Source organism: Agrobacterium genomosp. 2 str. CFBP 5494 (genome assembly GCF_900013495.1).
Lineage (GTDB): Bacteria > Pseudomonadota > Alphaproteobacteria > Rhizobiales > Rhizobiaceae > Agrobacterium > Agrobacterium pusense.
Window position 1 is genome coordinate 892088 of the sequence record NZ_LT009719.1, and the last position, 21388, is coordinate 913475.

At 60.2% G+C, this 21388-nt stretch carries 21 protein-coding genes and 1 pseudogene; 11 read left to right on the forward strand and 11 right to left on the reverse strand.

The genetic code is table 11. The features are described from left to right. From AGR2A_RS18995 to bioB, 5 genes are read right to left on the reverse strand one after another with little or no spacing between them, the layout of a single operon-like run. Positions 1 to 987 (reverse strand): beta-ketoacyl-ACP synthase III, encoded by a 987-nt coding sequence (locus AGR2A_RS18995; RefSeq protein ID WP_037090683.1) that lies wholly within the window; start codon positions 985 to 987, stop codon positions 1 to 3. Positions 988 to 1024: 37 nt separating this feature from the next. After that, positions 1025 to 2317: an adenosylmethionine--8-amino-7-oxononanoate transaminase gene (locus AGR2A_RS19000; RefSeq protein ID WP_037090556.1), complete on the reverse strand. Its 1293-nt coding sequence runs from the start codon at positions 2315 to 2317 to the stop codon at positions 1025 to 1027. Next, on the reverse strand, positions 2314 to 2952 hold the full coding sequence (bioD, locus tag AGR2A_RS19005) for a dethiobiotin synthase (RefSeq protein WP_037090553.1): 639 nt from the start codon (positions 2950 to 2952) through the stop codon (positions 2314 to 2316). Before bioD ends, AGR2A_RS19000 begins: the two co-directional genes overlap by 4 nt. Continuing rightward, the gene (locus AGR2A_RS19010; RefSeq protein WP_037090550.1) at positions 2949 to 4094 is read right to left on the reverse strand and encodes an 8-amino-7-oxononanoate synthase; all 1146 of its coding nucleotides are present in this window, start codon (positions 4092 to 4094) and stop codon (positions 2949 to 2951) included. Before AGR2A_RS19010 ends, bioD begins: the two co-directional genes overlap by 4 nt. Then, the gene (gene bioB, locus AGR2A_RS19015; RefSeq protein WP_037090547.1) at positions 4091 to 5110 is read right to left on the reverse strand and encodes a biotin synthase BioB; all 1020 of its coding nucleotides are present in this window, start codon (positions 5108 to 5110) and stop codon (positions 4091 to 4093) included. The genes AGR2A_RS19010 and bioB overlap by 4 nt, the downstream gene beginning before the upstream one ends. Before the next feature lie 231 nt (positions 5111 to 5341). Here bioB and AGR2A_RS19020 point away from each other — a divergent pair, with 231 nt between their 5' ends. From AGR2A_RS19020 to AGR2A_RS19050, 7 genes and pseudogenes are all read left to right on the forward strand, one after another. After that, the gene (locus AGR2A_RS19020) at positions 5342 to 5788 is read left to right on the forward strand and encodes an acetyltransferase (RefSeq protein WP_037090545.1); all 447 of its coding nucleotides are present in this window, start codon (positions 5342 to 5344) and stop codon (positions 5786 to 5788) included. Between the two features lie 268 nt (positions 5789 to 6056). After that, positions 6057 to 6485, forward strand: a pseudogene (locus AGR2A_RS19025) (hypothetical protein). A gap of 86 nt (positions 6486 to 6571) precedes the next feature. Continuing rightward, the gene (locus AGR2A_RS19030) at positions 6572 to 6802 is read left to right on the forward strand and encodes a hypothetical protein (protein ID WP_004437539.1); all 231 of its coding nucleotides are present in this window, start codon (positions 6572 to 6574) and stop codon (positions 6800 to 6802) included. Beyond that, on the forward strand, positions 6799 to 8277 hold the full coding sequence (locus AGR2A_RS19035; protein ID WP_037090542.1) for a TolC family protein: 1479 nt from the start codon (positions 6799 to 6801) through the stop codon (positions 8275 to 8277). Before AGR2A_RS19030 ends, AGR2A_RS19035 begins: the two co-directional genes overlap by 4 nt. Positions 8278 to 8291: 14 nt before the next feature. Then, the gene (locus AGR2A_RS19040; protein ID WP_037090540.1) at positions 8292 to 9641 is read left to right on the forward strand and encodes a multicopper oxidase family protein; all 1350 of its coding nucleotides are present in this window, start codon (positions 8292 to 8294) and stop codon (positions 9639 to 9641) included. Between the two features lie 35 nt (positions 9642 to 9676). Next, positions 9677 to 10153 carry a cupredoxin domain-containing protein gene (locus AGR2A_RS19045; protein ID WP_004437529.1) on the forward strand — a complete coding sequence of 159 codons (477 nt, stop codon included), beginning with the start codon at positions 9677 to 9679 and terminating at the stop codon, positions 10151 to 10153. Positions 10154 to 10176: 23 nt separating this feature from the next. Next, positions 10177 to 10461 carry a copper-binding protein gene (locus AGR2A_RS19050; protein ID WP_006698154.1) on the forward strand — a complete coding sequence of 95 codons (285 nt, stop codon included), beginning with the start codon at positions 10177 to 10179 and terminating at the stop codon, positions 10459 to 10461. An 86-nt stretch (positions 10462 to 10547) separates the two neighbouring features. On the opposite strand, the gene AGR2A_RS19055 is transcribed toward AGR2A_RS19050, so the two are convergent. After that, positions 10548 to 11258: a phosphatase PAP2 family protein gene (locus tag AGR2A_RS19055; RefSeq protein WP_234797421.1), complete on the reverse strand. Its 711-nt coding sequence runs from the start codon at positions 11256 to 11258 to the stop codon at positions 10548 to 10550. Between the two features lie 298 nt (positions 11259 to 11556). Between AGR2A_RS19055 and AGR2A_RS19060 the strand changes: the two genes are divergently transcribed. After that, positions 11557 to 12255 carry a response regulator gene (locus AGR2A_RS19060; RefSeq protein ID WP_037090535.1) on the forward strand — a complete coding sequence of 233 codons (699 nt, stop codon included), beginning with the start codon at positions 11557 to 11559 and terminating at the stop codon, positions 12253 to 12255. After that, on the forward strand, positions 12252 to 13409 hold the full coding sequence (locus AGR2A_RS19065; protein ID WP_037090533.1) for an ATP-binding protein: 1158 nt from the start codon (positions 12252 to 12254) through the stop codon (positions 13407 to 13409). Before AGR2A_RS19060 ends, AGR2A_RS19065 begins: the two co-directional genes overlap by 4 nt. Before the next feature lie 8 nt (positions 13410 to 13417). On the opposite strand, the gene AGR2A_RS19070 is transcribed toward AGR2A_RS19065, so the two are convergent. Then, positions 13418 to 14896, reverse strand: a complete 1479-nt coding sequence (locus tag AGR2A_RS19070; protein ID WP_376750272.1) for an MFS transporter — start codon at positions 14894 to 14896, stop codon at positions 13418 to 13420. A 170-nt stretch (positions 14897 to 15066) separates the two neighbouring features. On the opposite strand from AGR2A_RS19070, the gene AGR2A_RS19075 reads away from it, so the two are divergent. Together AGR2A_RS19075 and AGR2A_RS19080 are read left to right on the forward strand one after the other, a co-directional pair. Beyond that, the gene (locus AGR2A_RS19075) at positions 15067 to 15918 is read left to right on the forward strand and encodes a LysR family transcriptional regulator (protein WP_004437510.1); all 852 of its coding nucleotides are present in this window, start codon (positions 15067 to 15069) and stop codon (positions 15916 to 15918) included. 119 nt (positions 15919 to 16037) lie between these two features. Further along, positions 16038 to 16820, forward strand: a complete 783-nt coding sequence (locus AGR2A_RS19080) for a pyrroline-5-carboxylate reductase (protein ID WP_004437508.1) — start codon at positions 16038 to 16040, stop codon at positions 16818 to 16820. 49 nt (positions 16821 to 16869) lie between these two features. Here AGR2A_RS19080 and AGR2A_RS19085 read toward each other — a convergent pair whose 3' ends face one another. The 4 genes from AGR2A_RS19085 to AGR2A_RS19100 all read right to left on the reverse strand — a co-directional run bounded on the left by AGR2A_RS19085 (position 16870) and on the right by AGR2A_RS19100 (position 21382). After that, positions 16870 to 18468: an MFS transporter gene (locus AGR2A_RS19085; RefSeq protein WP_006700134.1), complete on the reverse strand. Its 1599-nt coding sequence runs from the start codon at positions 18466 to 18468 to the stop codon at positions 16870 to 16872. Beyond that, a complete protein-coding gene (locus AGR2A_RS19090) occupies positions 18465 to 18905 on the reverse strand; it encodes a DoxX family protein (protein WP_037090529.1) in 441 nt (146 codons plus the stop codon). Before AGR2A_RS19090 ends, AGR2A_RS19085 begins: the two co-directional genes overlap by 4 nt. A 204-nt stretch (positions 18906 to 19109) precedes the next feature. Beyond that, positions 19110 to 21092, reverse strand: coding sequence for an amidohydrolase (locus tag AGR2A_RS19095; RefSeq protein WP_037090527.1), 1983 nt, complete (start codon positions 21090 to 21092; stop codon positions 19110 to 19112). Beyond that, complete coding sequence (locus tag AGR2A_RS19100; RefSeq protein WP_006699976.1) at positions 21092 to 21382, reverse strand: XapX domain-containing protein; 291 nt, start codon at positions 21380 to 21382, stop codon at positions 21092 to 21094. The genes AGR2A_RS19095 and AGR2A_RS19100 overlap by 1 nt, the downstream gene beginning before the upstream one ends. Positions 21383 to 21388: the final 6 nt, after the last annotated feature.

The window sequence follows — 21388 nt, forward strand, 5'->3', positions numbered from 1 at the left end:
TTAGATGCGATAAACAACCGCTCCGCCCGTCATGCCCGCGCCGGCTGCCGTCAGGAGCAGATTTTCGCCGCTCGCGAAAGGTCGCCCGCTGTTGGTCATGGACAGCGAAAGCGGAATGGTTGCGGCGGAGGAATTGCCGAAGCTTTCTATGGTGCGAACCGTCTTTCCCCGCTCGATACCAAGATTGCCACAGACGGCATCAAACATGCGGGCATTGGCCTGATGCGGTACGAAACGGCCGATATCGGCTGCGGTCAGTTCCGCCTCTTCCAGCACGCGCTGTGAGGTCTCGCTCATCAGCGCCACGGCGCGGGAGAAAACCTCCCGGCCATCGCGCATCGTCATCAGGGCATCTTCGGCGGACATATCAGCGCAAAAGGGCCGGCTGCTGCCGCCTACCGCAATCTGGATGAGATCGTAACCGCTTCCATCGGCAACCAGATCGGCCGACAACAGCCCGCGTTTCGCCTCAGGGCTAGGGGTGAGCACCACCGCGCCGGCGGCATCGGCAAACAGGACGGCGCTCGCCCTTTCCGCCGGATTGATGCGACGGCTGAGAATATTGGCCGCGACAACAAGGACGGCGCGGCCATGGATACGGACAAAACCATCCGCGAGGGTGAGCGCATAAAGAAAACCGGAGCAGGCTCCTGCAAGATCGATCGCGCCCGAGCAAGTCAAACCGAGCCTGTGTGCCAGCAGCGGCGCGGAAGGCGGCAGAAGATGGTCCGGCGTGGAGGTGGCAAGCAGCGTAAGCGCAATGTTATCGGGATCGATCTTGGCATCCGCCAGCGCCATCCGGCCCGCCTTTTCCGCAAGGCCACTCAACGTGTCGTCCTTCTCTGCCCAATAACGGGAGCAAATGCCGGTGCGCCGCTCGATCCAGCCGGCCTCCAACCCGAGGTTGGCCTCTATTTCAGCATTGCCGACGCAACGGGCAGGAACGGCATGGCCGAAACCAGCTATACGGGAAGAGCGTGTCTGCATTGTCATGACTTTCGCAACGGTCCTGGCATCTCCATTCCTAGCTCCCGGCGGCGCGCGAATTTACCGGTGCAGCCTGAGTAACGATCCCGGCAACCTCATCGATGACGTCAAAGGCGCGTGTCAGGTCGTCAGGCGTCGAACAATAGGGCGGCATCAGGTAAAGCACGTTACCGAGCGGGCGGATGAGGAAACCGCGCTCGCGGAACAGCTGGCGCATGCGCGGGCCGGCCTCGGAAAGATAACCACCGACCGGCACCACAAGATCGAGCGCGGCGATGGTGCCCGCCTGCCGGAGATTGGCGAAACGGCCATCATCTGCAAATCGCCCGATATTATCGCCCAGCGCCTGTTGCACCTGCCCGATGCGCTGGAGAACCGGTTCATCCCGCCAGACCTGAAGATTGGCGACGGCAGCGGCGCAGGCGATCGGATTGGCCGTATAGGAGCTCGAATGGAAAAAGGTTTTGCGACGGTCGGTCGAAAAATGCGCATCGAAAATCTTTGCGCTGCACAGCGTTGCCGCCAGCGGCAGGGAACCGCCTGTGAGCCCCTTGGAGGTGCAGAGAATATCCGGCGAAATTGCCGCCTGCTCACAGGCAAACAGGGTTCCGGTCCTGCCCCAGCCGGTCATCACCTCATCGGCGATGACGAGGCAGCCGTGGCGTTCGGCTATCTGTTTCAGCCCGGCAAGAACATGGGCGCCATAGATCTTCATGCCGCCGGCTCCGAGCACCAGAGGTTCGATCAGCAGGGCGGCAATGCGGCCCGAGCGACAATAGACCTCGAACATATCCAATGTGCGCTGCTCGCTGCCCGCCTCCGGGAAGGCCAGACGGTCGACGCCGAAAAGCAGCGGCTCATAGGCGGCATTGAACACGCCGCGCTCGCCTGTCGACATGGTGCCGATCGTATCACCGTGATAGCCATGCTCCATCACCACGATACGATCGCGCTTTTCACCGCGATTGTGGAAATAACCGAGCGCCATTTTCAGCGCCACCTCCACCGCCGTCGAGCCGCTGTCGGAATAAAACACATGGCTTAGTCCGGCAGGTGCAAGCTCGATCAACCCCCGGGCTAACGTCTCGGCCGGTTCATGGGAAAACTCGGCAAAAATAACCTGGTCCAATGTCTCGGTGGCGGCGCGGATGGCCGCCATGATCGCCGGATGCCGGTGCCCGTGGGTGGTGACCCACCAGGATGAAATGGCGTCGAACAGGCGATTGCCATCCTCATCCACCAGAAACGCCCCTTGCGCCGAGACCACATGTTTCATCGGCGGTTCCAGCCCATGCTGGGTGAAGGGATGCCAGACCGGGGAACGGCTCATTCCGGTGCCTCCAGAAAATCAGCGAGATTGAAGTGTTGGGCGAAGGCCTGATGCAGCGCGTCGCTGGTCAGATCCGCCAGGCGTGGCAACCGGCCGAGCGGACGCACCGCGCCTATATTCGAAATGACGCGCTGGTTTTCCTTGTCTTCCTCACCGATGAAAACCACGCCCTGCACCGGAATGGCGCGTTGCCGCAACGCCTCGAGCGACAACAGCGTGTGGTTGATGGTGCCGAGCGCGGTTCTGGCGCACAGAATGAGCGGAATTTGCCAGCGGGCAAAGATATCGACGAAGAGCACGCTCTCCGTCAGCGGTACCAGAAGTCCGCCTGCCCCTTCGATGACAAGCGGTCCATCCAGTCGCGGCGGCTGTAAAAATGCGGGATCGATCGTGGCATTGTCGAGACGAGCCGAAAGATGCGGCGAGGCCGGCGTCTTCAGACGATAGGCTTCCGGCAGGATGTGCGTGTGCGGCACGCCGGCAAGCCTTGCCACCGTCTCGCTGTCGGTTTCTTCCTCAAGCCCTGACTGCACGGGCTTCCAGTAATGAGCCTTGAGGGCATGGGTAAGCGCTGCGGCAAAAACCGTCTTGCCGATGCCAGTATCGGTGCCAGAGATGACAAAACGGGGGCTCACGCCGCGTCCTCCCGCAACGAGAGGGCAAGCAACCCGATCATGGCCGCAATCTGGCTTTCCTCCACATTGAGCGTGATGGCGATGCGCAGCCGCGCTGTGCCTTCCGGCACTGTCGGCGGACGGATCGCCCGCACATCGAAGCCCCTTTGCCGCAGCCGCGCGGCAATCTTCAGCGAGCGTGCATTGTCGCCGATCATCACCGGAAGGATCTGTGAACCGCTTGGCGTCACGCCGAGTTGGCGCTGTAACTCCTCGCCGGTAAAACTGACCAGTTCTGCCAGTCGCGACCGCCGCCAGGGTTCGTCCGCGACGACGCGCAGGGCTTCCCGCACCGCCGCCGCCATCAGCGGCGAAGGCGCGGTGGAATAAATGAAACCGCGGGCGCGGTTGACGAGATAATCGGCAAGAACCGCAGGCAGGCTCAAAAGCGCGCCGGAGGCCCCGAGCGCCTTGCCGCAGGTGTGAAGCGCCACCACATTGCCACGGCCTTCCAGTGCCGCAGCAAGTCCACGCCCACCGGGGCCGAAGACGCCGGTGGCATGGGCTTCATCGACAACCAGAAAACCACCATGCCGTTCGGCAAGATCGGCAAGCGCCGCGAGCGGCGCGCAATCGCCATCCATGGAATAAAGGCTTTCGACAGCGATCCATGGTCGCCCCTTACCGCCCGCCTGCCGCCAGCGGATTATTTCCCGCTCGAATGCCTCGACCTCATTATGCGGCACAGCCACCGCCTTGGCCTTTCCCGCCGCAATGCCATCATGCACGCTGGCATGGATCAGGGCATCATGTAGGACAAGATCGTCCCGCAGCGGCAGGGTGGAAAAAAGCGCGACATTGGAAGCAAAACCGCTGCTGAAATAGATCGCTTTTTCGGCCCCGAAGAACGCCGCCGCTTCCGCTTCCAACGCCTCGTGTTCGGGGTGATTGCCACGCAGCAATCGCGAGCCACCGGCGCCCACCGGCACGCCTCTTGCCATGGCATCAACGATTGCCGCCTTCAGGCGCGGCGCTTCGGCAAGGCCGAGATAATCGTTCGAAGTGAAATCGACCCCCTCGCGCGGTGCAAGCGCACGAAGCCGCGATTTGCGGCTGAGGCCGGCAAGCTTCGCCTCATAGGGGGAGAGCGCCGCAAGGTTCACCGGCAGCCTCCTGCTTCCGCAGGCGGCAATTCCATCGGCTTCAGGCCAAGCCGCCGGAAGAGCGCCGTATCGTAATCTTCCCCCGGATTATCCGCGGTCAGCAGCGTTTCGCCGATGAAGATGGAATTGGCGCCGGCGAGGAAACAGAGCGCCTGCGTCTCATCGCTCATCTCGGTACGCCCGGCAGAAAGCCTTACATGCGAACGCGGCATCAGGATGCGCGCAAGCGCGATGGTGCGGACGAATTCGATCGGATCGACAGGATCGGCATTGGCCAGTTTCGAGCCGGGGATCGGGATCAGCATGTTGATTGGAACGCTTTCCGGCGGAGCCGGAAGGTTGGCGAGCGTCACCAGCATCGAAATCCGGTCCTCGACCGTCTCCCCCATGCCGAGAATGCCGCCGGCACAGACTTTGATGCCGGCATCGCGGACATTGGCGAGCGTCGCCAGCCGGTCCTCGAAGGTGCGGGTCGTAGTGATCTCGGAATAAAACCGCTCTGACGTATCAACGTTATGATTGTAATAGTCCAGCCCGGCATCGGCCAGCCGCTCGGATTGTTCCGGCGTCAGCATGCCGAGCGTCATGCAGGTTTCCATGCCGAGCGCCTTCACGCCTTCGACCATGGCGACCACAGCCTCCATGTCGCGCTCTTTGGGATTACGCCAGGCCGCGCCCATGCAATACCGCGTCGCCCCACCCTCTTTTGCCTTGCGCGCCTCCGCCAGCACCCGCTCGACTTCCATGAGTTTGGAAGCCCTCAGACCGGTCGGATTTCGGGCGGACTGACTGCAGTAACTGCAATCTTCGGGGCAGCCGCCCGTTTTGATCGAAAGAAGCCGGCTCATCTGGATTGCATTGGCATCGAAATGACGCCGGTGCACCTGCTGCGCTCGAAACAAAAGATCGTTAAAGGGTAAATTATAGATAATTTTTGCCTCTTCAACGGCGGAATTCGTTTCATCGTCGCTAAAAGTAGCCGGTTTTTTGTCAGTCCGCAGCGCCATCTGATCCATACGTCACTCCCAATCCTTAAATAAATAGATAGAACTTATTTTTATCTATTTTTTCCCGATGGCATTTTGCAAGCACTTTTTTCTTGAGAGTTTTTTCGACGCGAAAGGCAGACAGGATCGATCGGGACAAACAGGCCGCATTTCGAGGGTGGCAATTCCCCACATATTTGCCCCACGAAAAGATCGAGCAGGCCCATGGCGCGAAACCGTCCGAATTGCTAAAGCTCGGGAATGATATCACTTCGCACCTCCACCAATGGCGACTCGGCGCGCATCCTCGACATATGGAGCAGGGCCGTTGACGCAACCCATGGCTTTCTACTTCCGCAGGATCGCGTTGCGATCGGCGAGGAAGTCACGGCATTTTTGCCGCAGGCGCCGTTGACGCTTGCCGTCGACGAAACAGACCGCGCCCTGGGTTTCATGTTTCTGCATGAAGGCCATATGGAGGCGCTGTTCATCGATCCGGACCATCACGGCAAAGGCATCGGCAAGGCCCTGGTGGAAAGTGCGCTTGCGCTTCACCCGGCACTGACAACCGACGTTAACGAGCAAAACGGCGAAGCACTGGGCTTTTATCGCCAGCTGGGCTTCAAGCCGACGGGACGCTCCGATCTCGACGGACAGGGGCGGCCCTATCCGCTCATCCATCTTCGATTTCGCCCGACGGAAGAATAGACCGCCGGCGGCGCGGGGGATGACAGTGCCATGCACACCGTCATCCATTTCTGAGCCCGCATTTTCTGCGACGGAGCCGCTTTGCGCTGCCTCCTCCCGAATTCATCGCCGAGGCCGATATTACCCGCATCGTCAGCGAAAGGACCGCATCAGGCTGTGGTCTTTCGCATGAAATCGGATGGGCGATCAGCTTCACGTCAAGGTTTTCATCAATGGTTATGAACCATATCCATTGACAAATCACGGGACAGCGGCTTTTCTAAAGGCCATGCGTGAAACGTTGCGAGCATCGAAATTGCTGGCCCTTATGTTTAGACTGGTGATGATCCTATCACTGGCTGGCTACAGCGTTTCCGCCGTGAATGCCGCAATGCATGGTCCCGACGCCGGAGGAACGCTGCACGCTTAATCCGCGACGATGGATCACGGCAAGATGATGGATCATGGCGGCTCGGCGATGATGTCTGACACTCATGGTCGCCACGGCGTCCAGGACCTGCAGGGAATGTCCGACGAGGACGGTGGTGTCAAAAAAACCGCGAAGCCACAATGCTGCGGCGATTTCTGTCTCGGCATGGCGGTTCTGATCGATCACGGCACAGTCGGCACGCCCGTCGTCAGCGGCATCCGCTCCTTCCTCGACGACAGCAAGGCGCTGGGGCAGACCCCGCTTCTTCACCGCCCCCCGAACATCTGAACAGGCAAAGCCCGCCTTGGGCAATGACCGTGCGTGAGCGGCTGTAACGCCGCTACGCCGTTACATCTCCTGTTCGGAAACGACCCATGAACCCAATTTATATTGTGGTTGCGGCGCCCCTGCTTCTGGGCGGCTGCACAGCCACATCGATGATGAATGACGCCGCCTCCTATGACGACGCGGCGAACCCGACGCTTGCCGTCGCCCCCCTCCGCTACCAAAGCCCGGTCTCGGCATACACGGCCCGCATGCCGGTCGATCCCAAACCCTGGCGTGACCAGAACGATGCGCAGGCTCCAAAAGGAGACGCATCATGACACCACGTGCATTCAAACTCGGCGCAAAACTGGCAGCCGTTCTATCCATGCCGCTTTTTCTCAGTGGCTGTGTCTCGGCCGCACAATATGCGGCGTCGGATGCTGGGTTCATCAATGTTTCGGCAAAGACATCGGAAGCGACCGGAAAACAGGCCATCTGGGTGCAGAACCGGGTCGAAGCGCAGGCAACACAGGCCCGCGTCAAAAGGCTGATGGCGGCCAGCAAGGTCCTAGATGCCGAAACCGCCGTACAGGTTGCGCTGCTGAACAACAAGGGCCTGCAGGCGGCCTATGCCGATCTGGGGGAAGCCGCCGCTACCGCCTGGCAATCGACCATGCTGGTCAATCCGCGGGTCGGCATCGGGCTGACGGGGATCGGCACCCCCGGCCTCAGGGCCTATAAGTCAATCGAGGGTGTGGTCGTCACCAATATCCTGGCAATCGCCACCCTCAAGCAGAATGTGGCGATTGCCGATACCAACTTCCGCAAGGCGCAGCTTGCCGCCGCGCTGAAAACGCTGCAACTGGCGGCAGATACGCGCCGGGCATGGATCAACGCCGTTGCCGCCCTCGAAAATGTCGGCCAACTGGCGCAGGCGCAGACCGCGGCGGACGCCGCCTCTGAACTCGCCAAGAAGCTTGGCGAGGCGGGCTCGCTCAATAAGGAAGGCCAGGCCCGCGAGCAGGTGTTTTATGCCGAGTTGACGGGCCAGATCGCCAAGGCGCGGCTTGAAGCCCGCCTTGCCAAGGAAGAACTGACGCGGCTGATGGGTCTATGGGGAGCGGATATCGAATACGCCATTCCCAACCGCCTGCCGCAGCTTCCAAAAACACTCGCCAAGCGAGACATGATCGAGGCGGAGGCGCTGCAACGCCGCGTCGATCTGCAGATGGCAAAACTCGATCTTGAGGCGACCGCGCGCTCCTTCAAGCTCACGGAAGCCACCCGCTACGTCACCGATCTCGAGTTGCGCTCCGGTTTCGAGACCGAGCGCGAGCTGGAAGACGGCGAAAAGCACAAGCAGACGACCGGCAAGGCGGAACTGGAATTCGTCATTCCGATCTTCGATTCCGGTCAGGCGCGCATGCGGGAATCCGAGCTCGCTTATATGCGTGCAGCCAATCTGCTGGCGGAAAAGGCGGTCAATATCCGCTCGGAGGCCCGCTCGGCCTATCAGGCCTATCGCTCGAATTACGATATCGCCCGGCATTACCGCAACAGCGTGGTGCCCCTGCGCACCAAGATCGAGGAAGAGTCGCTGCTGACCTATAACGGCATGCTCACCAACACGTTCGAGCTGCTGGCCGACAGCCGCGAGAAGGTCAATTCAAACCTGCTGGCCATCAATGCCAAACGCGACTTCTGGCTCGCCGAAGCCGGCCTCGCCCCCGCCATTTATGGCGGCGGCGCAGGCGCGTCTGGCGGAGAGACCGAGGTTGCCGCCGCTTCCGGCGGCGGTGGTGGCGGACATTGAGAAAGGGAAAGACCATGTTCAATAGAAGACAACTTCTGGGCGTCAGCGCCGCTATGGTCTCCTCGGCGGCCTGGGCGAAAACCTCCAACAGCAGCCTGCCGGAAGCGGCAGTGATGGAAACGGCGGCAACGCAGGCGCCGGTAAAGCCCACCACCGGTCCCGATTACAACCCCGTCGTCACCCTAAACGGCTGGACCCTGCCCTTCCGGATGAACAATGGCGTCAAGGAATTCCACCTTGTCGCCGAGCCGGTGGAACGCGAAATGGCCGAGGGCATGACCGCCCGCCTGTGGGGTTACAACGGCCAGTCACCGGGCCCCACCATCGAGGCCGTGGAAGGCGACCGGGTGCGCATTTTTGTTACCAACAAGCTGCCGGAACATACGACGATCCACTGGCACGGCATGATCCTGCCATCGGGCATGGACGGGGTGGGTGGACTGTCGCAGCCGCATATCCCCGTCGGCAAGACCTTCGTCTACGAGTTCGACCTCTTGAAGTCGGGCACCTTCATGTACCACCCACATTCGGACGAGATGGTGCAGATGGCGATGGGCATGATGGGCTTCTTCGTTGTCCATCCGAAGGACCCCACCTTCATGCCGGTGGACCGCGATTTTGTGTTCCTGCTCAACGCCTTCGACATCAATCCCGGCGCCTCCGTCCCCAAAATCATGACGATGACGGATTTCAATCTTTGGGCATGGAACAGCCGGGTGTTTCCGGGCATCGATCCGCTGGTGGTTTCCAGGGACGACCGGGTGCGCGTGCGCGTCGGTAACCTGACCATGACCAACCATCCGATCCACATGCACGGTTACGATTTCGAGGTGACCTGCACGGATGGCGGCTGGGTGCGGCCGGAGGCGCGCTGGCCGGAGGTCAGCATCGATATTCCCGTCGGCGCCATGCGGGCTTATGAATTCGACGCCAAATATGTCGGCGACTGGGCGATCCATTGCCACAAGTCACACCATACGATGAACGCCATGGGACATGACGTCCCCACCTTCATCGGCGTCGACAAAAAAAGCGTCACCGAAAAGATCCGCAAGGTCCGGCCGGAATATATGCCGATGGGCACCGCCGGCATGGCCGATATGGCCGCGATGAAAATGGAAATCCCCGAAAATACCGTTCCGATGATGACGGGGTGGGGCCCGCACGGCCCGATCGAAATGGGCGGAATGTTCTCTGTCGTGAAGGTTCGCGAAGGCATTTCCGCGGGCGATTACGCAGACCCCGGCTGGTACGAAAATCCGCCCGGCACGCAGGCCTGGGAATGGACCGGCGAATTGCCGAACAGCCAAAAAAACACCGACCCCAAAACGCAGATCACGCCGCATCCGATGAAACACGGCTGAAAACGACCCACCCTTACAAACCAAGGAACAATGACATGACCAGACTGAAAATTGCACTGCTTCTCACCACTCTTGCCACGCCAGCGCTCGCATCCGGCACCCACGGCGGCGGCCATGAAGCGATGGCGGTGGGCGAACCGGGCGACAAGGCAAAGGTGACCCAGACCATTCAGGTGACGATGAAAGAGACACCCGATGGCAAGATGCTGTTCACGCCCGCCAAATTCGAATTCAAGAAGGGCAAGACGGTTCGCTTCGCTGTCAAGAATGCCGGCGAGCTGGACCATGAATTCATCATGGACGAGCAGAAAGCCAATCTGGAGCACAAGGCTGCAATGGCCAAGGCGCCGGAGATGGAACACGACAACCCGAACGCTATCACCCTCGCGCCGGGAGAAAGCGGCGAAATCATCTGGAAATTCACCAATGACGGCATGTTCGAATTCGCCTGCCTGAAACCCGGACATTACGAGGCCGGCATGCGCGGCGATCTCAAAGTATCCGCCAAGTAACCCGCAACCGAAGGAATCTCACCATGAAGACCGTCATTAAGATCACCGTCGCAGCCGCACTTCTACTCACCGCTCCATTCAGCGCATTTGCAGAGGAATTCACCAAGGGAACAGTCAAGAAAGTCGATGCTGCCGCCAAGAAGGTCACGATCATCCATGAAGAACTGAAGAACCTCGACATGCCAGCCATGACCATGGTGTTCCGCGTCAAGGACGATGCGATGCTCGCCAAGCTCAAGGAAGGCGCCAATATCGAGTTCATCGCCGAACGCGCCGACGGCAAGCTTGTCGTCGCAAAGGTGAAATAAGGCTGCCATCATCTGCGCAGAAGAAACGGAAGGGGCAGCGGTTTCCGCTGCCCTTTTGATATTAGCGGTCGGATGCCCGACGGGCGTTATTGTTCGGCAAACGGTCTTGTTTCGGCGGAGCACCGCGCACCATCGCTCTTGCGCGAAAAAGTCGCGTCGATCGCACGCCGATTGTTGATGAACGGCCGATGGAGCAGAAGAAATACCGCAAACATCAAAGGCCATGCAATCAGGACATCCGAGAGGAAATGAGCTCCCATCGCCACCCTGTTCAGGGAGAAAATCACGATGAACGGCGTCAATATCGCGGTGCCGATCAGGCGAAATTTCTCTGGCAGGAGAATGATGAAGGCCACAAGGGCGATTGCGGAAGCGCTTTCACCGGAAGGAAAAGAGCAGTTTCGGGTGCAGCTGCCACCGAGGGAAAGAACCGGTGTATAAACCAGCTCTCCCCCGAACTCTGCGAGATGCCGCGGCCTTGCCCTGCCGAACAGGTTTTTCAGGGCATGCACCGCAGCGCCCGGTCCCAGGGCAAAAAAGACGATAATAAGCAGCAGTCTGTGTGGTGGAAAAAGCCGTGGCAAGCCGCGCGAGAAGGGCATTACGACAAGCATGAACACAAGTCCGGACAGCAAGACCCAGGGAAGCCTGCGGTTCAGATCACGGACGGAAATCAGGAACTCGTCCTCGCCGAGTGTGAAACCTTCCGCCCAGAATTGCCGGCTTACTTCAAGATCGATATCCGGCCTGATCGTAAAGACAATCATCATCGCAAGGGCGACCAGAAGAGCCAGCACAAAGGGACTGCAGGAGGCACGCGCAAATGCCTGACGAACGACAGAAATAAAGTTGACACGAAATTTCGACCGTTGGGTCAAACGCCGCTTTTTGGGGTGGGTTTTATGGGTGAGAGACTGGTGCATGGCCAGTTCTCTCCCGCAGAAATGTCAAGGCTCTGCGGAGAAAGACACAAGAGTGTATGGAAAGGAGTGCCGGTGGCATTCATTCAGGCACAGCGGCTCTTGCCCGATGTTCCGCATCCGCTTAGCGTCCCGGCGCCGCCACGGCCGACACCAGTAAACTTGCGGATTGAGTATGGACAAAGGACTAATTCTAATCGTCGAAGACGACCCCGATATTATTCAGATCCTGGACGCCTATCTCGTTCGCGAAGGATACAGAACCGTCAGAGCCAGCGACGGAGAAACGGCGCTGACCCATTTCTCCATGTTGAGACCTGATCTGGTTCTCCTCGACATTCGCCTGCCGAAATTCGACGGCATCGAGGTTTTGAACCGCATCCGGCGGGAACGGGAGACGCCTGTCATCATGGTCACATCTCTCGCCGAGGACATGGACAAGCTGACGGGCCTTCGCCCCGGCGCTGACGACTACATCGTCAAACCTTTCAATCCGCATGAATTGATCGCGCGGGTGAATGCCGTGCTGAAACGCACGCGGCAACCGGGCTCTGGAGGGGTTTTACGCTTCGGGCCCATTGAGGTGGACACCGAAGCCTATGTCGCAGCCGTCTGCAACGACGGTCAGCGGGCCGTTCTGCCGCTCACGCTGAGCGAGTTCAGGATCCTCGCCCATATGGCGCGTCGTCCCACCCACGCCTTTCAGCGTGCCGATATTCTTGACGCCTGCCTGCCGGAAAGCGATGCGCTGGCGCGCACCATCGACACACACATCGCCAATCTGCGCAAAAAACTGACGGACCATGGCGCCTGCGGTTATCTCGTCTCGGTGCGCAGCATCGGTTATCGGCTGGCAGGGGAGCAAAAACCATGAAGCCTTGGCGGCTCCGCCTGCGGACGATGACGGCGATCACGATTACTACAATGCTCATCTTTGCGGTTGCGTTGGTCTATTTCGGCGTTTCCTGGTATGCGGACAATATTCAGGAGCGCATGATCGCCCAGCTATCGCCGGATGCCTCCAAGGCCTTCTCGGATATAGACCGGGGTGTGATGCCGGACCAGCGTCAGCTTGAGGCCCTTGTCAGGGTTTTGCCGGGCCTCGAGGACGAGGCCGATAACGAGCTTATCAAATCCGTGTTCATTTTCGGATTGCTCGGTGTCTTTCTCTGCAGCTTGCTTGGTTACTTCATCTCTCGGCGCATTGCGGCACCTCTCGGCGAACTTGCCGATGCAGCGCGGCGCATGGCGACCGGCAACTTCAGCGGAGGAGCAGAGATCAGGGGGAGCCAAATCGCAGAGGTCGCATTTCTCGTCGACAGTTTCGAGAGCTTGATCCGGGAACTTCAGATGATGGAGCACCGGTTGAAGTTCAACACGATGGCGGTAGCCCATGAACTGCGCACCCCGCTCACGATCCTGCAGGGCCGTTTGCACGGCATTGCCGATGATCTCTTTCCCCTCGACAAGGAAGCCATTCGCCACCTCATCGTCCATGTGGAGGGGCTGGCACGTCTCGTGGATGATTTGCGCACGCTTTCTCTGGCCGAAACCAACAGCCTCGTCAAAGATACCGAGCCACTTGATCTTGCCGCCGAATGCGCGGCCGTGGCGGAGGCGGCACGGCCGCTCATGAACGAAGCAGGCATTGATCTCGAGATGTCGCTGGAGGCAGCATCAGTTTGCGGCGACCGTCAACGCCTTCGGCAGCTGCTGCTTATCCTGATGGACAATGTGCGCCGCTACGCGGCGAGCGGCGGATTTATGCGTTGCTCGACCGGGCTTCAGGACGGGCGCGCCTTCGTCTCGATCGAGGATAAAGGGCCGGGCTTCCCCGCCGGCGTCGAGGCGCACGGCATCGAACTCTTCTGGCGGATGGAACCGTCACGCGCGCGTAAGACCGGCGGGACAGGTCTCGGCCTGTCCATTGCCCGCGCAATCGCACAGGCGCATGACAGCGATCTGCAGATAAAGACGCGCCCGGACGGCGGAACGATCGTGACCGTCATTTTCCGGGAGGCATCCTGAACTCCACCCTAGTCACGGGCAGGCTTTCGCGCCGGCCCGAAGATCATGAAGCTGATGGCGGCGAGTAGCCATACACTGATGCCGGCATAGAGCATGACCAGGCCGAACCCATCCGCAAGCGCCCGGTGGACAAGCTCTTCCGAAACGCCCTGCGCCGAGGCGCCAGCAGTTCCCGCGGCGATCTTTTCCGCCAGCGACTGCACATGAGACACATCCGCCCCGATCGGCAGGTTCGCCCGAAGCGACACCCCCACGCCCTCGACCAGAATAAAGCCCATGATCGGAATGTTGATGGCAAGCGAGATCATGCGTGCGCTTATGTCGATGCCCGAAGCCATGCCCGAACGGGCGGGCGAAACCGCGCCCGTGGTCGTGTTGGTAACGGGGGTATTGGTAAGTCCGAGCCCCATTCCGGCGAGGATGCAGCCGGGCAGCATTGTAAGCCAGTTCGCCTCTTCGATACCGCTTCCCAGCTTCATCAGCATGAAGCCGAGGCCGATGGTGAACAGTCCTGCCGGAATGACGAGGCGGGGTTGGTAGCGCAGCGACAGGCGTTCCGCCAGAGGCGGGACCACCAAGGCTGGCAGCGTATAGGCAAGCAGGCCGAGCCCGGCGGTGACGCTGTCATAACCGAGGCCAGCCTGAAACCAGATCGGCAGATAGATCATGAACGGCCAGAAGCTGATATTCATCGCGGCCGAACCGATGATCGCCCCGGAAAAAGGCCGGATGCGGAACACTGAGAAGTCGAACATCGGTCTTGAACTAAGCTTTTCGGCAATCAGGAAGGCGATGAAGCTCGCAGCCGAGGCGCCAAGGATCAGAAGCGCCGCCGGGCTCGCAAAACCAAGCTCGGGTCCCTGTGTGATGAAAAAGGCAAGGCAAAAAACGGACAGCGAGAGCGTGGCCATGCCGGCTATATCCAGACGTGCCGCCTCCGGGTCACGCGATTCTCTCACACCGCCCGAAGCAAGCAGCCACGTCACGATGGCGAGCGCTACGTGAACGAGGAAAACCCATTCCCAGCTCCACAGCGCAACAATGGCACCACCGATGATCGGGCCGAAACCGAGCCCAACGCCCGAGATGATGCCCCACCAGCCGAAGGCCATGCCGCGCTCCCGCGCCGTACGGAACTGGTGCGACAGAATGGCGATCTGGCACACCAGCATCGCCCCGCCGCTCAAGCCCTGAAAGAAGCGCGCGCCGATCAGCACCGGAACATTCTGCGTCATTCCGCAGGCAAGGGAAGACAGGGCAAAGGCAGCAATACTGGCAATAAAGACACGTTTGCGGCCGAAGCGGTCGGCCAGCGCACCGGTTGCCATCAGCACCATGGTCACGCCGATGGTATAGGCATTCATGATCCACTGGAGTTGCCGGAAATCCGCGTGCAGTAGCTCTTCCAGTGTCGGCAGGATCGCAGGAACGCTGGAGATTTCCAGTCCGAACATAAGAGCGGAGAGACAAACGGCAGAGAGCGCCATGGCGCTTCTGCTGCCCGTTTGTTCGGTAATAACAAGGGTCATTCTTCAGCCTTTCTTGGCTCGGCTCGCAACTGTGAAACCGATCTACGAGGCGACAGGCTAGACAAAGCTTGACCATAACTGAATTGGATGATTGGCTATTTCAGAGACAACAAATTGGAATAGTCGACATGAGCACGCTGGATGTGGAGGCCGTCGAAGCCTTCGTTACCATCGCCGATATGCAGAGCTTCACCCGCGCGGCCGAAGCGCTCGGCACCACCCAGGGCGCGATCAGCGTCAAGCTCAAGCGATTGGAAGACAGGCTGGGCCAGCGGCTGCTCGAACGCACACCGCGTTCGGTGCGGCTATCCGCGCAGGGTGCAGTGTTTTTGGCGCCCGCCCGCGAGTTTCTCGCCGCACACGATCGCGCATTGGCAGGACTTTCCTCACCGCGCCGTCGTTTTGGCCTCGGCATTGCCGCCCACGTGGCAGGACCGGAGGTGCCAACCCTTCTGGCCCGCCTCAACGACCATGATCCGGGCCTGACGATTGAAGTGCGGATGGACCATTCGCGCTCCCTGCTCGACGCGTTCGACCGTGGGGAAATCGATGCGGCCATCATCAGACGCGAGGACGACCGGCGCGACGGCGAGGTTCTCGGACCGGAGCATTTCGGCTGGTATGCAACCCCGCAATTCGAACATCGTCAGGGTGAACCGTTGCGGCTTGCGGCACTGTCTCCCGCCTGTGGCGTGCGTGATATAGCCACCCGCGCCCTGGACGGGGCTGGCATAGCCTGGACGGAGGTTTTCCTCGGCGGCACATCGTCCATGGTAACCGCGGCCGTTTCGGCGGGACTTGCGATTTCCGCCTTCTCCTCCCGTCTTGCCCCACCCGGCACCGTGGAGGTGAGCCAGCGTTTTGGGCTGCCTTCCCTGCCTTCCACCGAAATCATCATGTTCTCGACCCTGACGGACAGCAGATCGCGTGAGGCGTTGCGAACGCTCGCTGCCGCTTTTCGCGAGCATCGGCCGACCTAAGTGCCGTGGCGTTACAGATGGCCCGACCGCCTGTCGACATTTACTGGTGGAAAATCTAGCATCGCGCCAAACTGGAAGGACCGACCATCTCTCGATCCAGCCGCCACAGTGGAGTATTCATGTCCCTGCCCCAAAAAATCGGTTTTATCGGAACAGGCGCCATCACCGACGCGATGGTACGCGGCCTGCTTGCCAGACCCGCCGCCGTACCACATGTCATGGTGTCCCAGCGCAGCGCGGATGTTTCGGCTGAACTGGCTGCCGATTTTTCGCAGGTGATCGTCTCAAGCGACAATCAGGCGATCGTCGATGGCTGCGATACCGTCATGCTGGCAATCCGTCCCCAGATCGCCGAGGAGGTCATCCGGCCGCTACGGTTCAGGGACGAACAGAAAGTCATCAGCGTCGTGGCTGCGACCAGCCGGGAAGCCCTTCTCGACTGGATCGATGCGGATGTTCATCTCACCCAGGCGATCCCGCTGCCCTTCGTCGCCCGCCGCAAAGGCGTCACCGCCATTTATCCCGCCGATAGGGACTCGGCAGCAATCTTCAACGTGCTCGGCAATGCGGTGGAATGCGAGACCAAGGCCGAATACGACCTTCTGGCCGCCGGAAGCGCTCTGATGGCTACTTATTTCGGCATCATGCAGACGGCAACGGAATGGTTGGCCGAAAACGGACTGCCAGAAGAAAAGGCGCGCGCCTATCTTGCACCCCTCTTTGGCGGCCTCTCCGAGGTGGCGGTGTTGGCCGGAAGTAAGGCGGATTTTAACGAGATCAGCCGTGAATTCGCCACCAAAGGCGGCCTCAACGAACAGGTGCTCAAAGACTTCGATGGCAAAGGCGGTTCAAAGGCCTTGAAAGATGCATTGAGCCGCGTGCTCGAGCGGATTGCGCGATAGCAGCCGGTGCAACGGTAGGAACAAAAAGGGGCCTTTCGGCCCCTTCTGTTTATGCCTTGCCCGGACGGTTGATCGTCAGGAAGTGGCGCACGACAGGCTTTTCCAGCCCGGAATGATAAGCCAGCACCTTGCCCTGCAAATCTGCATCGGCATTGGAGACCCGCTTGTGCTGGCGAAGATGTTCCGCCCAGGATTCCACCATGAACCATTCGACGATCTTCTGCGGGTCGGCGGAGTCTTCCGTGACACCCCAGCCATAGGCGCCATCGCGGCGACGTTCCTGGGAAAGCTCGTCGAGTGCATGCAGGAAAGCGGAGCGGTGATGCTTTTCGACATTATATTCGATCAGGATCAGCACCGGGCCGCGATCATGGGCCACCGGCTCGGCAACGAGCGGTTCCGGCCAATGGTTGGATGGCACCATATCCGCATCACCCGCAGGCAGTTTCAGGCGGTGCATGACAAGGCCCGCAACCAGCAGTCCCGCAGCACCGATCAGCAATGCACCCGGTACACCTGTGGCTTCACCAACAGCACCCCAGCCAAGGCTGCCGGCTGTCATCGCGCCGTTGAAGACGGTGAGATAGACAGCAAGGCCACGGCCACGCACCCAGTTTGGCAGAACTGCCTGGGCGGCCCCGTTCAGCGTCGTTAGAGCCGTGATCCATGCGCCGCCGAGGAACAGCAGGACGATGATGGCAAGCCACTTCGGCGGTGCGAGCGAAAGCGCGGCCATGACGAGTGCGGTAATGACGGCAGCACCGAGAAGCAGGGCATCTGCATCGAAACGTTCGCGCAGCTTCGGCATGACCAGCGCGCCGCCGATGGCGCCAGCGCCGACAGCACCGAGCAGGATACCGTAGAAGCTGGCGTCTCCGCCGAGCAATTGCCGGGCAACCAGGGGCAGCAGCGCCCAGACGGCGCTGGCGAAAGCGAAGAAGATCGCGGCCCGCAGCAGCACGACATGAAGCGGCTTGCTGGCACGGGTGTAACGAAGGCCCGCCCGGAAAGCGCCGAGGAAACCTTCGGCCAGCGCATCATCAGCGTTCTTTACCCGCGGCCACCACAAAAGGGCGGCGATGACGACGAAGTAACTGGCGACATCGGCGCCATAGGTAAAGGCCGCGCCGAAGGCCGCAAGCAGGATGCCGCCAGCAGCCGGACCGATGGAACGGGCGATATTGATGCCGAGCGAGTTCAGAGCCACGGCGCTCTTGATATCCTCGCGCTTCACCAGCTCCGGCACGATGGCCTGCCAGGTCGGTCCCATCAGCGCCGCACCGATACCGCCGAGGAAGGTGAGACCGATCAGGGCGCTGACGGACAAAAGGCCGGTGTGCGCAAGAACCATGAGTGTGACGCTGACAGAGGCCAGCAACAGCTGAACTGCGATCAGGAACTTGCGGCGGTCGAGAATATCGGTCAGCACGCCGGCCGGGATCGCCAGAAGAAAGATCGGCAGGGTTCCAGCGGCCTGCACCATGGCGACAGCCGCCGGAGAGGCCGAAAGATCGGTCATCAACCATGAACTCGCGACATCACGCATGAAGCTGCCGGTATTGCCCAGCACCGTCGCGGCCCAGAGGACGGCGAAGACCGGTTGTGCAAGCGGAGCAAAACTGCTTGCGGAGGATTTTGCGGCGCTCATTTGCCCGTTCCTTTCGTGAGATCGATTGCAGCGACGACGACAAATGCGCCAGCGAGACCTAGATGTTCAAAGAAGGCATTGGTGGCCATCATGCGGTCCATGCCCGGCGCCATTTCCCAGAAGCGGAGAGCAATGAAGGTGGCGACAAGAGTGAAGCCTGCCAGTGCCAGAGCTCCGGCCCAGCGCAGGAAGCCCGACACGACCAGAGCGGAGGCGGTGAGTTCGAACAGGATGACGACCACGGCGAATGCGGCCGCCGGCTGAAGGCCAAAATGGTTCATCTCGGCAATCGCCCCGGGAAAGTCGAAAATCTTCGTCAGCGGTCCCTGAATATAGGCCGAGCAAAGCGCCAGAAGCGCAAGGGTTTTTGCGGCGGGTGCGGCAACGATATCCGCAAGGAAGACCCGAAGGCGAAGGGTTGAAGACGGCTCAGTCATAATGTGCTCCTACTGGCCGTTCGGTTCGAGCGGCGCTGGCGTTCATCTGATGGAGCGATATTGGCGCAAAGGATTACCGCCAACAATTGCATCAATAGTTTCGATATAATTGCGTAATTTGTAATATTCTTTTATCGGTTATTGGTCGTATCCCACGGGCGGCACATGCGCCGCCCGTGAGTGGGCTTCTTTTGCCGATGAAGCTTATACCGCCCAGCAGGAGCAGCCCAGGGCACCGAAGAAGCCTTTGAGATCGGCAATCGGCAGCTTCGATGTCCAGGCACCGGCATGGTCGTGACCATGCACACCGCAATCGCTGGCGCAGCCGCAGGTGGAGATGGCCGTGCGGCGCAGCGAGCGGGCGCCGGCGCCATCCGGTTCACCCCAGGCGGCGTAGCCGCCGAACTTGCGCACTGGCGACCAGTCTGGCATGGCCGGCGGAATATTGCTCTCGTCCAGTGCCTTGAAGTCACCGGCGCCATAGACGACCTTGCCACCCACCATCGTCAGTTCCGAGGTAAGGAAGGAGATTTCATCCTCCGCACAGGAGAAGAAGTCCTTGTCCGGCACCACGAGATCGGCGAACTGGCCTTTCTCGATGCGGCCCTTCTTGCCTTCTTCATTCGAGAACCAGGTGACTTTTTCCGTCCACATGCGCAGCGCCGTTTCGCGGTCTAGGCAATTGGCGCGCGGGTAAAGCTGCATGCCGCCAACGGTCTTGCCGGTCACCATCCAGAAGAGCGACACCCACGGATTGTAGGAGGCGACGCGCGTTGCGTCCGTCCCAGCCGAAACGTTCACACCCTTATCGAGCATGCGCCGGATCGGTGGTGTGGCTTCGGCCACGCCCTGACCATAACGTTCAACGAAATATTCGCCCTGATAGGCCATGCGGTGCTGGGTGGCGATGCCACCGCCAAGCGCGGCGATACGGTCGATGGAGCGGTCAGAAATGGTTTCTGCGTGGTCGAAGAACCAGTTAAGCCCTTCGAGCGGGATATCACGATTGACCTTTTCGAAGACATCCAGCGCCCGCGAAATGGTCTCGTCATAGGTGGCATGCAGACGCCAGGGCCAGCGGTTTTCCGCGAGAATCCGGACAACATCTTCAAGTTCGCCTTCCATCTCCGGCGGCATATCGGGCCGCGGCTGACGGAAATCCTCGAAATCGGCCGCGGAAAAGACCAGCATTTCGCCCGCACCATTGTGCCGGAAATAATCGTTGCCCTGCTTGTATTTGACCGATTGCGTCCAGTTGAGGAAGTCTTCCTTTTCCTGTTTCGCCTTCTGCGTGAAGAGGTTGTAGGCCAGCCGAACGGTCATCTGGTTCTCATCTGACAGCTTCTGGATCACCTCGTAATCATCCGGATAATTCTGGAAGCCGCCGCCGGCATCGATCACGCCGGTCACACCCAGCCGGTTCAGCTCGCGCATGAAATGGCGGGTGGAATTGACCTGATAGTCGAGCGGCAGTTTCGGCCCCTTGGCAAGCGTCGAATAGAGAATGCCGGCATTCGGCTTGGCGAGCAGCAGGCCGGTGGGATTGCCGTTGGCATCACGGGTGATCTCGCCGCCGGGCGGGTTCGGCGTGTCCTTGGTATAACCGACGGCACGCAGCGCCGCGCCGTTCAGCAGCGCCCTGTCGTAAAGATGCAGAAGGAAGACCGGCGTATCCGGCGCGACCGCATTGATCTCCTCGATGGTCGGCAAACGCTTTTCGACGAATTGGTGCTCTGTGAAACCACCGACGACGCGCACCCATTGCGGGGCTGGCGTTATCGCGACCTGGCGTTTGAGCATGTCCATGGCATCGGCAAGCGAGCGCACGCCGTCCCAGCGCAGTTCCATATTGAAGTTCAGGCCCCCACGCACGACGTGGGTGTGGTTGTCGATCAGGCCCGGAAGAACCCGCTTGCCCCTGAGGTCGATGATCTTCGTTTCCGGCCCGGCAAGGGCCATGACCTCGGTATCGCTTCCCACCTCGAGAAACAGACCATCCTTGATGGCGACTGCCGTTGCATTCGGATTGCCACGATCAAGTGTCGTGACGCGGCCATTGTGAAGGATGGTATCTGGATGCATGGACGAAGCTCCGCTCTTGATGGGATCAGCGGCCTTAGCCGGTGAAAACAGATTCGGAAAGGCGAGACTGGATGCCGCGCCGAGGAAAGTGCGTCGTGTCGGCATCAGCTTCTCTCCCTCTCGATGGGTGCGTTGCCCTTGGCAATATCTACCGTTTCGACACCACCCCTGGGCATATGACCGAACATGTGCGGCTTGATCTGGTTGAACCACGAAACGGCGGCCGGTTCCCTGTCGATGATCGTTCTTGCGAAAGGGATGATCTGTTCTCCGACCAGGATGCCCAGCAGACCGACCAAGGCAATGACGGGCGGCGCGGGCGAACGCACATTGAGCAGGCTGTAAACGATGCCGACGAGCAGGCCGGCGCCAAGCGACAGAAGATAGACTTTCATGGAAAC